The 13,359-nt window shown below is 31.0% G+C and carries 13 protein-coding genes; 8 read left to right on the plus strand and 5 right to left on the minus strand.

Annotated features, from left to right (window positions below; genetic code table 11):
* Positions 1 to 211: 211 nt before the first annotated feature.
* Complete coding sequence (locus tag B0A67_RS09120) at positions 212 to 616, plus strand: response regulator (protein ID WP_072964579.1); 405 nt, start codon at positions 212 to 214, stop codon at positions 614 to 616.
* A gap of 10 nt (positions 617 to 626) precedes the next feature.
* Here the strand turns inward: B0A67_RS09120 and B0A67_RS09125 are convergent, their stop codons facing one another.
* Entirely contained in the window at positions 627 to 827 is a 201-nt protein-coding gene (locus tag B0A67_RS09125; protein WP_072964578.1) for a hypothetical protein, read from the minus strand.
* Between the two features lie 71 nt (positions 828 to 898).
* Between B0A67_RS09125 and B0A67_RS09130 the strand changes: the two genes are divergently transcribed.
* The gene (locus tag B0A67_RS09130) at positions 899 to 1,564 is read left to right on the plus strand and encodes an IS6 family transposase (RefSeq protein WP_072964577.1); all 666 of its coding nucleotides are present in this window, start codon (positions 899 to 901) and stop codon (positions 1,562 to 1,564) included.
* An 81-nt stretch (positions 1,565 to 1,645) separates the two neighbouring features.
* On the opposite strand, the gene B0A67_RS24960 is transcribed toward B0A67_RS09130, so the two are convergent.
* Both B0A67_RS24960 and B0A67_RS09135 read right to left on the minus strand, forming a co-directional pair.
* On the minus strand, positions 1,646 to 1,810 hold the full coding sequence (locus B0A67_RS24960) for a hypothetical protein (protein WP_207557322.1): 165 nt from the start codon (positions 1,808 to 1,810) through the stop codon (positions 1,646 to 1,648).
* Between the two features lie 333 nt (positions 1,811 to 2,143).
* Positions 2,144 to 2,593 carry an adenylyltransferase/cytidyltransferase family protein gene (locus B0A67_RS09135; protein WP_072964576.1) on the minus strand — a complete coding sequence of 150 codons (450 nt, stop codon included), beginning with the start codon at positions 2,591 to 2,593 and terminating at the stop codon, positions 2,144 to 2,146.
* A 437-nt stretch (positions 2,594 to 3,030) separates the two neighbouring features.
* Here B0A67_RS09135 and B0A67_RS09140 point away from each other — a divergent pair, with 437 nt between their 5' ends.
* The 6 genes from B0A67_RS09140 (at position 3,031) to B0A67_RS09165 (ending at position 11,571) form a co-directional block, all read left to right on the plus strand.
* Entirely contained in the window at positions 3,031 to 4,245 is a 1,215-nt protein-coding gene (locus B0A67_RS09140) for a sensor histidine kinase (protein WP_072964575.1), read from the plus strand.
* Positions 4,246 to 5,531: 1,286 nt separating this feature from the next.
* Positions 5,532 to 5,945: a response regulator gene (locus tag B0A67_RS09145; RefSeq protein WP_072964574.1), complete on the plus strand. Its 414-nt coding sequence runs from the start codon at positions 5,532 to 5,534 to the stop codon at positions 5,943 to 5,945.
* A 209-nt stretch (positions 5,946 to 6,154) separates the two neighbouring features.
* The gene (locus B0A67_RS09150) at positions 6,155 to 9,088 is read left to right on the plus strand and encodes a PAS domain S-box protein (protein WP_072964573.1); all 2,934 of its coding nucleotides are present in this window, start codon (positions 6,155 to 6,157) and stop codon (positions 9,086 to 9,088) included.
* 5 nt (positions 9,089 to 9,093) lie between these two features.
* On the plus strand, positions 9,094 to 10,227 hold the full coding sequence (locus B0A67_RS09155) for an FIST signal transduction protein (RefSeq protein WP_072964572.1): 1,134 nt from the start codon (positions 9,094 to 9,096) through the stop codon (positions 10,225 to 10,227).
* Positions 10,227 to 11,267: a sensor histidine kinase gene (locus B0A67_RS09160; protein ID WP_072964571.1), complete on the plus strand. Its 1,041-nt coding sequence runs from the start codon at positions 10,227 to 10,229 to the stop codon at positions 11,265 to 11,267. Before B0A67_RS09155 ends, B0A67_RS09160 begins: the two co-directional genes overlap by 1 nt.
* The gene (locus B0A67_RS09165) at positions 11,254 to 11,571 is read left to right on the plus strand and encodes a hypothetical protein (RefSeq protein WP_072964570.1); all 318 of its coding nucleotides are present in this window, start codon (positions 11,254 to 11,256) and stop codon (positions 11,569 to 11,571) included. The genes B0A67_RS09160 and B0A67_RS09165 overlap by 14 nt, the downstream gene beginning before the upstream one ends.
* 102 nt (positions 11,572 to 11,673) lie before the next feature.
* On the opposite strand, the gene B0A67_RS09170 is transcribed toward B0A67_RS09165, so the two are convergent.
* Both B0A67_RS09170 and B0A67_RS09175 read right to left on the minus strand, forming a co-directional pair.
* Positions 11,674 to 12,123 (minus strand): glycosyltransferase, encoded by a 450-nt coding sequence (locus tag B0A67_RS09170; protein ID WP_072964569.1) that lies wholly within the window; start codon positions 12,121 to 12,123, stop codon positions 11,674 to 11,676.
* A gap of 44 nt (positions 12,124 to 12,167) precedes the next feature.
* Complete coding sequence (locus B0A67_RS09175; RefSeq protein WP_072964568.1) at positions 12,168 to 13,358, minus strand: glycosyltransferase family 2 protein; 1,191 nt, start codon at positions 13,356 to 13,358, stop codon at positions 12,168 to 12,170.
* Position 13,359 lies beyond the last annotated feature (1 nt).

The following is a 13,359-nucleotide window of genomic DNA, read 5'->3' on the forward strand; positions in this document are numbered from 1 at the left end:
AAGATGTGTCCAGACGGTAGACTGCTATCGGGGCTAGGGTATTTATCAATTAAAAATATAGACCGTAAGTTATTACAAAGTTTTTCAGAGTTGTTACAAATTAGCATTATTGCTCTTTGATATAGTTTTATTTTGTAATAAAATTGCACAGAATTTAAAGACAATAACTGGCTTAAATTAGAATTTTTTTGCTGTAAAATTTAGTTTGGGAATGAAATACAAAAATATATTATTAGTCAACGATATTAACGATGATGCAGAGACTTTTGTATTAGTCGTGAATGCAATTAATCATAAAATTAGGTCATCAGTAGAAGGTAGTGCACTTGAAGCTCTAAAAAAGCTTCAGAATTCAAAATTATCACCCGATATAATTTTCTTGGATTATAACATGCTAGATCTTGATGGAACTGGATTTCTTAAATTACTTAGAGATATTAAAGGTCTAAAAAGAATTCCAATTGTACTTTATTCTCGAAATTCAGGACATATGCTACAGGAAGCAGTGACTAAATTCAAGAGAGTGCAGTTTTTGAAGAAGCGTGCGAATTTTAGAAAGCTTTTTAATTCCCTGCAAAAGATAATTATATCTGAAAAGCCTGAAAAAAAAATATAACAACTTAAAACTATTTTTTGTAATTCCCCGCGGGCTCTGGCATTCTTATTTTCAAAATTCTGTGCCACGATTCTGCCACAAACTCCAGCATTGCTTTGGCAGCATTGGTGAACGAAAAACAATTTGCTGAAGCTGATATGTGCTCTATTGCCGCAGCAAAAAAGAAAATATCGTCGTCGTTGTCAATATGAAAAATTGTTGTATAACCCATTATAGCAAGTTAATAAGGTTCTGTCGCATTTGGGAATAACTTTATCTTTATAATTTCAAACTCATCAAAAAATGAATACTAATGGTCATTGTTATCCAAAATATATCATTCTTCAGGCAGTGTATTTTAAATTAAGATTTACACTTAGTTACCGTGATGTTGAGGAAATAATGAAAATTAGAGGAGTGCATGTGGATCATGCCACAATTCAGCGTTGGGTTTATAAGTTTACACCTTTGCTTGAGGCAGAGATGAAGAAAAGAAAAGGCAGAGTGGGAGCGAGCTGGAGATTGGATGAGACCTATATCAAAGTAAAAGGTATTTGGTGTTATTTATATCGAGCAGTAGATAAATTAGGAAATACGGTTGACTTTCTTTTGACCAGAAAAAGACGGAGAATGAGTGCTCAGTCATTTCTAATTAAAGCAATTAGTAATAACTGCCAGCCAAGAGTAATAAACATTGATAAAAGCGGTTATAATACTGCCGCTATCAAAGTTTATAATAAGCGTTCGTTCTCAAGGATTAAAATCCGGCAGTGTAAATATCTCAACAATATTGTAGAACAGGATCATCGTTTTATCAAGTGGCGCATACAAAACGGATTAGGTTTTAAAAGTTTTGAATCGGCCAGACGAACATTGAGTGGAATTGAAGTTGTGCATATGCTTCGGAAGAATCAGATGGTTAATCCCTGGAAAACTATGTTTAAATCCTTCTGTAAATTGGCGGGTTAACTTTTAAATTACTTAAATTCTTATATTTGATTCAGACAGATGTGACAGAACCTGCTTATTAAATATAAAATACGATTCATTTTACAGTACATCATTTATTTCAGATTCGTCCTCATAAAGATTGGTGGGTCTGTTTAGATCTTTTTCGTAAGTTTTTCTGTCTATTTTGTTTTGTCTGAAAATATAAATCATCATGATTAATACAACAGCATCAGTGAATGTTAATATAATCCAGGTTGATTCCATAGTGTTGTAAATTTTTAGATTATAAATATATGTTACTTAGGTTAAGTTAATCTTTGTCTTTTTTTACTCAGTTTATGAAATAAAATTTCTTTTTTGTGAGGGCTGTTTAGTTCCTGTAAAATAATGTAAACCGAAATACTAATTATAGAATTGCTTAAGTTGGCTAATTATATTTTTTCAATTTGAAAACCTAGCTTTCTAAAAGATTGTTGTTTTCTCTCTTCTATTGAATTTTTCTTTAGGAACATGAATTTGCCTTGCAGCACACAATTGACTCATTGTAAAAAAAAATATTTTCAGAAGGAACTACAGCTGAATGATGCTTTAAAACAGTTAAGGTAAATAAACAATCTTCAGGCATTCATGTTGGTAAACTTCTTTTCTTAAACCGCTGCTTGAAAAGCGATGATTGCGCTTGTTGAATATAAGCTGGATCTTCATTTTCTGGCAATATTCACGTCCTGTAAAATTTATGTTTTTATATTCATCGCCTAAAATTCTTATATCAATAGGTAAAGCCTGAAGTATATCTTCAAGGTCCTGCTCGGTAGCATACGGAATAATTTCATCGACAAATTTGCAGGCTTTAAGTTGAATGTATCTTTCTACAACAGATTGTGTAGGTTTATTTTTTTCAGGTCTGTCAATTGTGGGATCCGTTTGTAATCCCACGATTAAGTAGCTACAATATGATTTTGCTTCTTCGAGCATTCTTACATGTCCGGCATGAAGTAAATCAAAAGTACTAAATGTAATTCCGATTTTTGTTTTTATTATTTTCATATTAGTTTGGTATTACTATTTATTTAAATAAGTAGAGAAAGAAATTCACGATGTACTACGATTTCTAAAATGGTTTAATATTGTCTTATTAAGGAATTATATTCCCAAAAGCTTTTAAATCAGAACGGTATTTTTAAGTCGTTTAGATTTCTATAGTTGACAATAATAAATTTTATAGTACAAACATACGTTTACAAAATAGGGCGTTATAAGATATTTCGATGGATGGAAGTTTAGTATAGGTGAATGGGAGTTTTTTGTTGCTCTATTTTTTTATCTTAATAGTTAGACGTAGTAACAGATCTTTTTTTGTAAGTTAATTTTTGAATAATCATGTATATTATTAAGTAAAATTGGTTAGATTTATAAGTGAAATAAATAGAACTTCATTACATAGTTTTATTTTGTTTAAAAAAAAACAAATAAAATTTATTTATATGCATAAACCCGAAATTCCTGATAATGAAGATCTTCGTTTCGAATCCTTAGATGCTTATAAAATACTAGATACATTACCCGAAGAAGAGTATGATGCCTTGACCAAAATAGCGGCAGAAATTTGTGGTACTCCCATTGCATTGGTAACTTTAGTTGATCATAATCGACAATGGTTTAAATCGCATCATGGCTTAAATGCGACCGAAACTCCCAGGGATTTTGCTTTTTGTGCACATGCAATAAATACGCCTGATGAATTATTTATTATTCCAGATGCTACTAAAGACGTACGGTTTCATGATAATCCGTTAACGACTAAAGACCCGAACGTAATATTTTATGCAGGAGCTCCTTTAAATACTAAGGAGGGCTATTCTTTAGGTACGCTTTGTGTTATAGATACAAAACCAAGAGAAGGTCTTACAGAGAGCCAAAAAGAATCGTTAAAAGCATTGGCCAATCAAGTGATTTCGCAACTTGAACTTCGCAAAAAAAATAGAATTTTAGAGGATTTGAATGATGAAATTATGAAAAAAAATGTGCAGTTGAACCACTTTGCCCATCGTCTTACTCATGATTTAAAAGTCCCAATTCGAGGCATAAATTCGTTATTAGTTTTTATAAAAGAAGATCATGAAACAATTATCAAAAACACAGAATTAGAAGCTTGTATTGATTTGATTTATTCTCGCAATGAATACATGGATTTTTTAATTAATGGTATTTTAGAATATACAAAAGTTAGTAACGATCAAATTTGTTTTGAAGATTTTAATGTCAAAAGTACTATTCAATATATAGTTGACAATGGTGCTTTAAATATTGAGACGCATATCCATTACAGGAATTGTGATACCGTCATAAGGCATTCAAAAATCGGTTTTGTTCAAATCATTCAAAATCTTTTATCAAATACGGTAAAACATACCGACAGAGATGAATGTAATGTTTGGATATTAATAGCAGAAAACGAAACGAGTTATTCTTTTGTTTATGAAGATGATGGTCCAGGTATACCCGAAGACTATTGGGGAAAAGTATTTGAATTATTTGAAACGGTTAGTTCAAAATATGGTAAGAATGCTGGTATTGGTTTGTCAACAATAAAAGCCATATTAGATCGAGTAGGAGGTACTATCTATTTAAAGAATAGGGAAGACAATAAAAAAGGTGCTTGTTTTTGTTTTGTTTTACCAAAATTGCACAATTGCTAAATTTTTTATAGATGATAAAAAGATTATCAATGCATTTTTTTGCCGAAGATTTTATCCTAGCCACAAGAAGTACTTTCCTTTTACTTTAATTAAATTAGGATCAAAAGTTTGTTTGTGTATTAGAAAAATAGCACTTCACTAGAATTACATCGCCTTTTTGCTGATTTTTATTTGGATAAAAGCCCGGGTAAAAAATCAGGTCATGTTTTTGGTACTTAGCAAGTCTTTTTTGAAGATGTAGGCAATTTCAAAATTGATTTTTAAAATGGCAAAAGTCCAACAATAAATGGCAATGTAATTCTGGAAGTAACTGCAATAGTGGAACAATATTTAAGCAAAACAGGATAATTGTAGCGATAAAAATGAAACAAAAAATATTTTTAGCCTGTCATTTTTCAGATAACTCGCAAAAAATAGTTGCTTGATACTATAACTTGTGATAATTTATCGGTTTTGATATGTATGGAATAAAATTTTCTTTTTTATTTATTAATAATTTATAGTGCCATTCCCATCAATGAGATAGCTAAAAAACTCATCATCAAAGTGTTTGCTTCACTATGTGTTTTTGGTTCCTAGACCCTTTCAATAGAAATAATGATCATTGATAATACTAAATATTGCTTAGATTTGATTCCTATAGCAATTGTGTTTGCGAAACCAATGGCTATTTTCATTTTCCAGTGGTATTTGAATGAAACTTCATTTCTTGTTAATAATTTTTTTTAAGAACTTAATAAATCAGGAATGTCAGGTAATGAAATGATAATCACTGTTGAATTTGTTATTTTATTTTTGGTAATAATTATCTTTTTAGGTCTTAATTCTGTTACAAATCTAATACGATTGTAAGATTTGTTTTTTGTTTTTCGATGAATGGCAGTTTACTGTCGATGAAAAATCAATATTTACATTTGATCTGTAGTTGATTACGAAGTATGTATCGATAAATGGATATTAGCAAGGAAAGTGAAGTATTTTTTTGATTTTTTTATATTTAGTTGACGTAATATATTTATTAAGGATTTTACATCTATTAAGAAATCTCAAAAATAATATCCAATTGCTATCCAGTGCAAAAAAATATTGAAGTTTAAGATCTTTTTGAATTTCGTTTTTAGTTGTTTTAGTATACTTTTTATGGATGGGATAAATACCATTCATCGATACTTTTTTTCCAGTTGTCTATACTTTACTATGATTTGACGAAAAATAGCTCTTACTCCAAAGGGAATGAAATACATTTGAATTTGGATAAACATGCATCAAAATTTAAAAATTAGAAAATGGCAAAATCGTTAAATATATTATTGATAGAAGATGATGCAATTGAAGTAATGAAATTCAATAGAGTTTTAAAAAGTTTACAGCTCAACCATCGCATTATTGAAGCAAATAATGGAGAGGAAGCAGTTGATGTATTAAAAAGGAAAGAAACAATACCAGACATTATTATTTTAGACCTTAATATGCCTAAGTTAAACGGAATCGAATTTTTGACTATTTTAAAAACGGATGATGTCTTAAAATACATTCCAGCAATCATCTTAACCACTTCTAATAATCATAGAGATGTTATGGAGTCTTATAAAATAGGTATTGCGGGTTACATTTTAAAACCTTTGAAGTATGAGGATTATGTAGATAGAATAAAAAAAATACTCGATTACTGGAGCACTAATGAATTAATTTCGCAGTAATAAAAATGAATAATATTTTTTTTTCTGAATTTGTAGTTTAAGAAAAAATGTAGTAATTTACGTTACAATTCTAAAAAGTTGAATAGCTGGAATTTGAGTTCGGTTTAGTAGTGGTCTGAGCTACTTTTTGGTAACGAAAACATTCGAAATAGGAGAGTGTTATACTGATGCCTTATTCATGAAATTTTTAAAATTAAGGAGGTAACAGCATGGAAAAATCTCAATTTCATTTTGATAGTGAAACATTCAATAGGATTTTCCCTTTTAATGTTTTATTAGACCAGAACTTACTTATCAAAAACAAAGGTGAAAGTTTGGTAAAGGTGCTTCCTGAATTAAAAAACAATGACTATTTCTTGCATTCATTTACCATTACCAAACCATTTATTGAAGATCTAAATAGTGACAATTTTTATAAAGTCACAAATCAATTCGTTATAATCAAATCAAGTCAAGAGAAAATTTTCCTTCAGGGACAATTTCAAAACTATGCTGATGGCTATTTATTTTTAGGGAACCTCTGGCATAATTCTGTACATAATTTTGAAGAAAAAGAAATTTCTTTTTTTGATTTTATGCAATCCAATCCATCATTACTTTTACTTGATTTAATCAATAATCGCCAAGATGTCAGTCAGGAAATTCTTGATATTGCACTATTTGCTGCTCAAAATCCGGATCCATTAATTCGCATTGATTTTGCCGGGCATTTATTAAAAATGAATTCAGTAGCACAGGATTTAAGAAAACTTACATATAACGGAATTGAATATGAATTTGAGGCCTTTTTTAAATTCATCGTACATAAAATAGATAAAACAAAAGAAAGATGGATGTTTGAGGCAGAGAGCAATGGTAAGTGTTACTCCTTTGTTTGCAAAAGTTTGCAGGAGGAACGCTATGTTAATATCTATGGACGCGATATCACAGAACAAAAAAGAAATCAGGAAGAGTTAAATAAGTTGTCCTTGGTAGCAAAAACCAATAAAAACGGTATTGTATTTACGCATGCCGACGGAAAGATATTTTGGTGTAATGATGCTTATCTTAAATTGACAGGATATAAGTACGATGAAATTATTGGTAAAACACCTGTTGAAGTAGGTTCGGATCCTTTATCGAGTAAAGATGAAATACGCAGAATGATCAGTGCTTTTTACGAGGGAAATACTTTTGAAGTAGAAATTTTACATGCTAAAAAAAACGGTGGTACCTTTTGGTCTAAAACAGTGGGACAGCCCATTGTGGATTTCTCCCAAAAAGTTATTCAGTATTTTGCAATGATTGAAGATATTTCAGAAGACAAACAAAAAGAAGAACAGCTTTTGTTACTTTCTTCAATTGCAGATAAAAATATTAGCGCCGTGATTATTTGCGACAAAGAAGGTAAAATAGAGTGGGCTAATAGCAGTTTTACCAAAATGACCGGCTACTCCAATGAAGAGTTGATTGGTCACAGTCCTGGTCATTTATTGCAAGGCGAATCAACTGATAAAGAAACTATAGCTTATTTAAAGAATCAAATAAAACAAGGACTTCCTTTTAATTGCGAGGTCTTAAATTATACAAAATTTAAAGAAAAATACTGGGTTCGGATACAAGGGCAAGCATTGCATAACAAACAGGGAGAAGTTATTAAGTTTTTCGCTATTGAAGAAAACATTAGTCAGGAAAAAGAATTCAATCAACAGCTTAGAGATTCTGAAAATCGTTTGACTTCTTTAATAACCAATCTTCAGTCGGGTATTTTATTAGAAGATGAGAATAGAAAGGTGCTAATTGCAAATAAACAATTTTGTAATTTATTTGATTTTAAAGGAGAACCGGGGGAAATGAGAGGTCTTGACTTTAAAATGGCAACTGAAGAAAATAAATACTTTTTTAAAAGGCCAAATGAGTTTATTGAGAGAGTGGAAGAAATTTTAAGAAACAAAAAAAATGTTTTTTCTGAAGAGATTGAATTGGCTGATGGACGCGTGTACGAAAGGAGTTTTATTCCGATAGCCAAAGGCAACAAAAACGACGGCAATTTGTGGAGTTTTGAAGACATTACCATCAAAAAAAAGTACAAAGAAAGCCTGGAAGGAGAAAAAGAAAAATATAGAAATATTATTGCCAATATGAATATGGGCTTATTGGAAGTAGATAAGGATGATATCATACAATTGGCTAATCAGTCATTTTGTGATATGAGCGGTTTCTCTTTGATTGATTTGTTAGGCAACAAAGCATCTGAAATTTTGCTTCATCCTGAGGATAAAAAATTAGTTACTTTTAAAAATAAAGAGCGCGTTAAGGGTAAGTCGGATTCGTATGAAGTAACTTCTATTAATAAAAAAGGAGAAACAAGACACTGGCTAATTAGTGGTGCGCCCAATTATAATGTCAATGGTGAAGTAATTGGTTCAATAGGAATACATTTAGACATAACTCAACAAAAAAGTCTGGAATTGCAAAAAGAAGATTTGCTTAAAAAATTAGAAAAACAGAACGAACAGCTCAATGATTATGCTCAAATTGTATCACATGATTTAAAGTCACCTCTGCGAAGCATACATTCTTTAGTTACATGGATAAAAGAGGACAATCATAAAGAGTTTAATGCACAAACGGCACAATATCTTGATATGATAGAAGACAAAGTGGAGAAAATGGATCATTTGATTGAAGGAATTCTAACGTATTCTAAAGTAGATGATATTGAAATGATTACTGAAAATATCAATTTAAATCTTGAAATAAGCAAAATAATTGATATTATTCATATACCAAAGAACATTCAGGTTGTGGTAAAAAATGAATTGCCAACAATTAAGGCAGAACGATTTAGAATGCAACAGTTGTTTTTAAATATTATTAGCAACGCGGTAAATTATATTGATAAGCCTCTGGGAATTATTGAAATAAGTTGCGAAGAGGAAAAAAAGTATTATGTTTTTGCAGTTAAAGACAACGGACCTGGAATTGCTCCTGAGAATCAGGAAAAAATATTTGAAATGTTTCAATCTTTTAGTTCTAATAAAAGATCAACAGGTATTGGATTGTCTATTGTAAAAAAAATAGTCAAAAATTACAACGGAAAAATTTGGATAGAAAGTGAACTCACTAAAGGCACTACCTTTTTTATTAAACTGCCAAGATAGAAACTATGAAAATAATTCAAGCTTATAAAAAAAAGAATGAAAATTGGGAGTACCTGAAAAAAGAGGGTGAATTAAAAAATCCGCTGGTACTTGTTTTCGGAAACCGAATGCAATTGGAACGCCTGGAAGTCATTGAAGCGGTCAGAAAGGAGTTTCCTTATGAACATCTGGTATTTGGTTCTACAGCAGGCGAAATTATTGATGCAAATGTATTTGATGATTCTATCGTAGTTACTGCTATTGAATTTGAAAAAAGCAGCTTTGAAATTAGAACTGATAATATTTTTAATCATAAAAAAGATGCGAATGCTTTAGGAGAATCTCTTTACCAACAGATAACGAAAGAGAATTTAAAGCATTTATTTGTACTTTCAGAAGGAAGTTTCGTAAACGGAAGTTCACTTATTGAGGGCCTTGAAAATGGCATTCAAAATAAAGTCCCTATCTCGGGAGGTATGTGTGGTGATGATGCAAAATTTGAGAAAACATTAGCTTCTTATAAAGAAAATCCAAAAGAAGGAGAAGTCGTTTTAATTGGCTTTTATGGCGAAACTCTAGAAATCTCGTTTTCCAGTTTTGGTGGATGGAGCTCGTTTGGTCCGGAAAGAATTATTACACGATCAAAAGCCAATGTATTGTATGAAATCGATGGACAGCCTGCTTTGAATTTGTATAAAAAATATTTAGGAGACAAGGCTGATCAGTTACCTCAAGCTTCTTTGCTATATCCTTTAAATGTTACGCCCGAAGGTAAATCGAAAGCTGTTGTTCGTACTATTTTAAATATTAATAACGAGGATCAGTCGATGATTTTAGCCGGCGATGCACCCGAAAACGCCAAGGTACAACTCATGATGGCTTCTGTAGATGCTATTGCCGAGGGAGCATCGCAAGCGGCTACTTTAGCGATGAAAAATAGAAAAAATCAGCCACAACTTGCCTTATTGGTGAGTTGTGTAGGAAGAAAATTAGTTATGAATCAACGGGTTGAAGAGGAAATAGAGCACGTTCAGGAAATAATAGGAAATGAAGTAGCGATTACGGGCTTTTATTCTTATGGCGAAATGGCTCCGTTTAGTGATAATACCTTTTGTGAATTACATAACCAAACTATGACTTTAACCCTAATAAGCGAATAATGAATACGCTATTAAAAAGGCAAATTGCTAAATTTATAAACCCTGAGCATTTAAAAGATTTAAAACATTTTTTACAGGCAGTCAATGAATCTTATGATAATCACGAGGATCAGATGAGCATGTTGCAACGTGCGATGAAAATTAGTTCTGATGAACTTTTTGAAGCCAATAAAAAACTACGCGATGAAGCCAATAGTTTAAAAGAAATAAATTCAAATTTAACTGAGATTTTAAATTCTATGAATTTGGATGCTGAAAAATTGGGTAATGAAAAAGATTTTAATCAGTCTGATTTCTTAAAAAAGCAATCTATAGAAATTGTAACGATGAATAAGCAAAGAGAAGAATTGCTGAAAAGTTTAGAAAATCAAAATAGGGAACTTAACGAATATGCTCATGCAGTTTCTCATGATTTAAAAGCACCACTCAGAAATATAGATACTTTGATTAATTGGGTTCTTGAGGACAATAGAGACGTAATGGGTCAAAGTTGCTTAAGTTCGCTTAATCAGGTATTGTTGAATGTAGAAAAAATGGATTTGCTCATCAAAGGAATTTTAGATTATTCTACTGTAGACAAATTAGAATCTGAAGAAAGATTAATTGACTTTAATCAGGTGATTGATGAAATTAAGAGAGAGATTCATATTCCAAAAAACATTGAAATTTTGATAGTTAATGATTTACCAAAAATAAAAGGGAATACTTGGAGATTCAAGCAATTAATGCAAAATTTAATTGAAAATAGCATCCATTATAATGACAAGGCACATGGCAAAATTGAAATTGGTTATACAGAAAAAGAGCAGGATTTTGAATTTTATATTAAAGACAATGGCATTGGAATCGCTGAAAAATACCACGATAAAATTTTTAAAATATTCACAAAATTAGAAAGTAACAATCAAAATTCAGGAGTAGGACTTTCTATAGTTAACAAAATTATCGAGTATTATAAAGGCTCGATCTGGCTTGAAAGTGAAGAAAGCATTGGAACAACATTTTATTTTACCTTACCTAAAAACTATGGAACATCCTAATTTAGATTATATAGACCAACTCTGTGGAGATGATGATACATTTAAGCAAAAAATCATTAGTATTATTAAAAAAGAACTTCCACTTGAAGTAGCGGCATACCATAAAAGTATCGGAGATCGGGATTACAAACTAGCGGCAGACTGTGTTCATAAATTAAAACATAAAATATCTATTTTAAGTCTTGATAAAAGTTACGAGATTGCGCATAAATATGAATATCAATTATTAAATTTTACACCTGAGTCTGAAGACGAATTTGAAAGTATTTTACAATTGATGAAAGTTTTTGTAAACGGCATGTGAAAATGTTCTTTTTTCACGAATTGTATTGATGTCATTCCGGGAAATAAATCCAATATTCACGGATAAAAGTAGTTAATTCTGCTAATCTTTAAGAATAGTGTTTCAATTGCTTTTTGCTAAATAATCCATTACAGGAAATAAGCTTTGAAAAAGGGTTAGTTTTGTTTCTTTTGTATAAAAAATCTTCTGATCATATTTTGAAATATCAATTTGATTCTCTTGAATGACTTTCAGTAGCATGCTTAAGTTTTCAAACTTATTAAACGTGTTTGTAGTAATAAATCCGAGCTGTTTTAAATTGTATTCGTTGAACATAAATCTAGCTCCGGCTCTAATCGCTGATGTACTACTTTTGTATTTATTTATATTGACTACAGAGACATTTTTGCATGTTCCGCTTATATCTTTTAAGAGTTCGTAGGTATTGTCTTTACTGTTATTGTTAACTAAACAGAACTCAACATCCTGAACATCATTTATATATTTGATACAAAGATCCTTCTCAATGTCGTATTCATTGTTATAGCAAATGATGATGATTCCTGTTTTCATTTTTTTTAAATTTTGAGTTATTTTTTGTTGATGAATTAAAAATTCTAACTGGCTCTTTTAGCTCTTTCCCAATTAACAGATTGGTTATTTCTGATATAACGAACAAAACCTAAGATTACAGAAAGATTCATGATGAAGAAATAGTAAGGAACAAATAGCACTTTTATTCGCGTGGCCCTATTTTCTAAAAACCAGCCTAAAAGCGCTGCACAATAAAATAATAGCTGTAACCATAACAAAACGGAATAAAGTTGAAGCTCCAGAATGTCTGGTTTGTATGCCAGAAAAAAGGAAATCGGAATCAATAAAAACAAGCAAAGAGGTGCTAATGTCCAACGAAGTACCCGATGTGAAATGTATTGAAATGAAAGTGTACCATATTTAAATACATTCAATAAAGACCTTAATCGGACTACTGATTGAATACCTCCTGCTGAAATTCTTATTTTACGTTTTAACTCCTCTTTTACATTTGCAGAAGCTGTCTCTATGGCAAATGCTTCCGAGTCGTATTTTATGGTGTATCCTTGCTGGGCTATTCGCAGTGAAATAATAAAATCATCGAGTAAAGTATCTTTTTCAACATGACGGTATAATTTTGTTCTAATGGCAAACAATTCACCGGCTGCCCCAACAACCGAATATAATTCGGCATCCCATTTTTTCAAGGTTGATTCATATTTCCAGTAGAGTCCTTCTCCTGCAGCAGACGCAAAGTCACTATCGTGATTAAAAATTCTTTTTTCGCCAGACACACATCCTACTTTTTCATTTCCAAATAACCTAACAATACGTTTTATAGATTCTTTACCAAGCATCGTATTTGCATCGCTGAATACTACAATTGGCGTTTTTACAAATTCCATTCCTCTATTCATTGCTCCAATTTTTCCATTTCTGGCATCCAAATGATGTACTGTTGTATTGTGATAATTACAAAGCAGTTCTGGAGTACCATCGTCAGAACCATCGGTGACCCAGACAATATTTAATTTTTCTTTAGGATATTGCAGCTCTAAAGTGTTTTTCATTTTAGATGCTATATAATCTTTTTCGTTATACGCTGCAATAAACAAAGTCACTTCGGGCTCGTAGCTATCATCGATCTTTTGGATTGTACCAATTTTGAAAAACCTTCTTACTTTGATAATTGTAAAAAGCAAAATACCATAACCTATGTACGTGTAAAATACGATAAACAATAGCATCCAAAAAAGTAGTTTTAATAATTCCATG

This window comes from Flavobacterium aquidurense, assembly GCF_002217195.1.
GTDB lineage: Bacteria > Bacteroidota > Bacteroidia > Flavobacteriales > Flavobacteriaceae > Flavobacterium > Flavobacterium frigidimaris.

Bases quoted from the DNA above. Each gene is read 5' to 3' on its own strand.
- B0A67_RS09120 (WP_072964579.1), top strand. From the start codon at position 212: ATGAAATACAAAAATATATTATTAGTCAACGATATTAACGATGATGCA.
- B0A67_RS09125 (WP_072964578.1), bottom strand. From the start codon at position 827: ATGGGTTATACAACAATTTTTCATATTGACAACGACGACGATATTTTC.
- B0A67_RS09130 (WP_072964577.1), top strand. From the start codon at position 899: ATGAATACTAATGGTCATTGTTATCCAAAATATATCATTCTTCAGGCA.
- B0A67_RS24960 (WP_207557322.1), bottom strand. From the start codon at position 1,810: ATGGAATCAACCTGGATTATATTAACATTCACTGATGCTGTTGTATTA.
- B0A67_RS09135 (WP_072964576.1), bottom strand. From the start codon at position 2,593: ATGAAAATAATAAAAACAAAAATCGGAATTACATTTAGTACTTTTGAT.
- B0A67_RS09140 (WP_072964575.1), top strand. From the start codon at position 3,031: ATGCATAAACCCGAAATTCCTGATAATGAAGATCTTCGTTTCGAATCC.
- B0A67_RS09145 (WP_072964574.1), top strand. From the start codon at position 5,532: ATGGCAAAATCGTTAAATATATTATTGATAGAAGATGATGCAATTGAA.
- B0A67_RS09150 (WP_072964573.1), top strand. From the start codon at position 6,155: ATGGAAAAATCTCAATTTCATTTTGATAGTGAAACATTCAATAGGATT.
- B0A67_RS09155 (WP_072964572.1), top strand. From the start codon at position 9,094: ATGAAAATAATTCAAGCTTATAAAAAAAAGAATGAAAATTGGGAGTAC.
- B0A67_RS09160 (WP_072964571.1), top strand. From the start codon at position 10,227: ATGAATACGCTATTAAAAAGGCAAATTGCTAAATTTATAAACCCTGAG.
- B0A67_RS09165 (WP_072964570.1), top strand. From the start codon at position 11,254: ATGGAACATCCTAATTTAGATTATATAGACCAACTCTGTGGAGATGAT.
- B0A67_RS09170 (WP_072964569.1), bottom strand. From the start codon at position 12,123: ATGAAAACAGGAATCATCATCATTTGCTATAACAATGAATACGACATT.
- B0A67_RS09175 (WP_072964568.1), bottom strand. From the start codon at position 13,358: ATGGAATTATTAAAACTACTTTTTTGGATGCTATTGTTTATCGTATTT.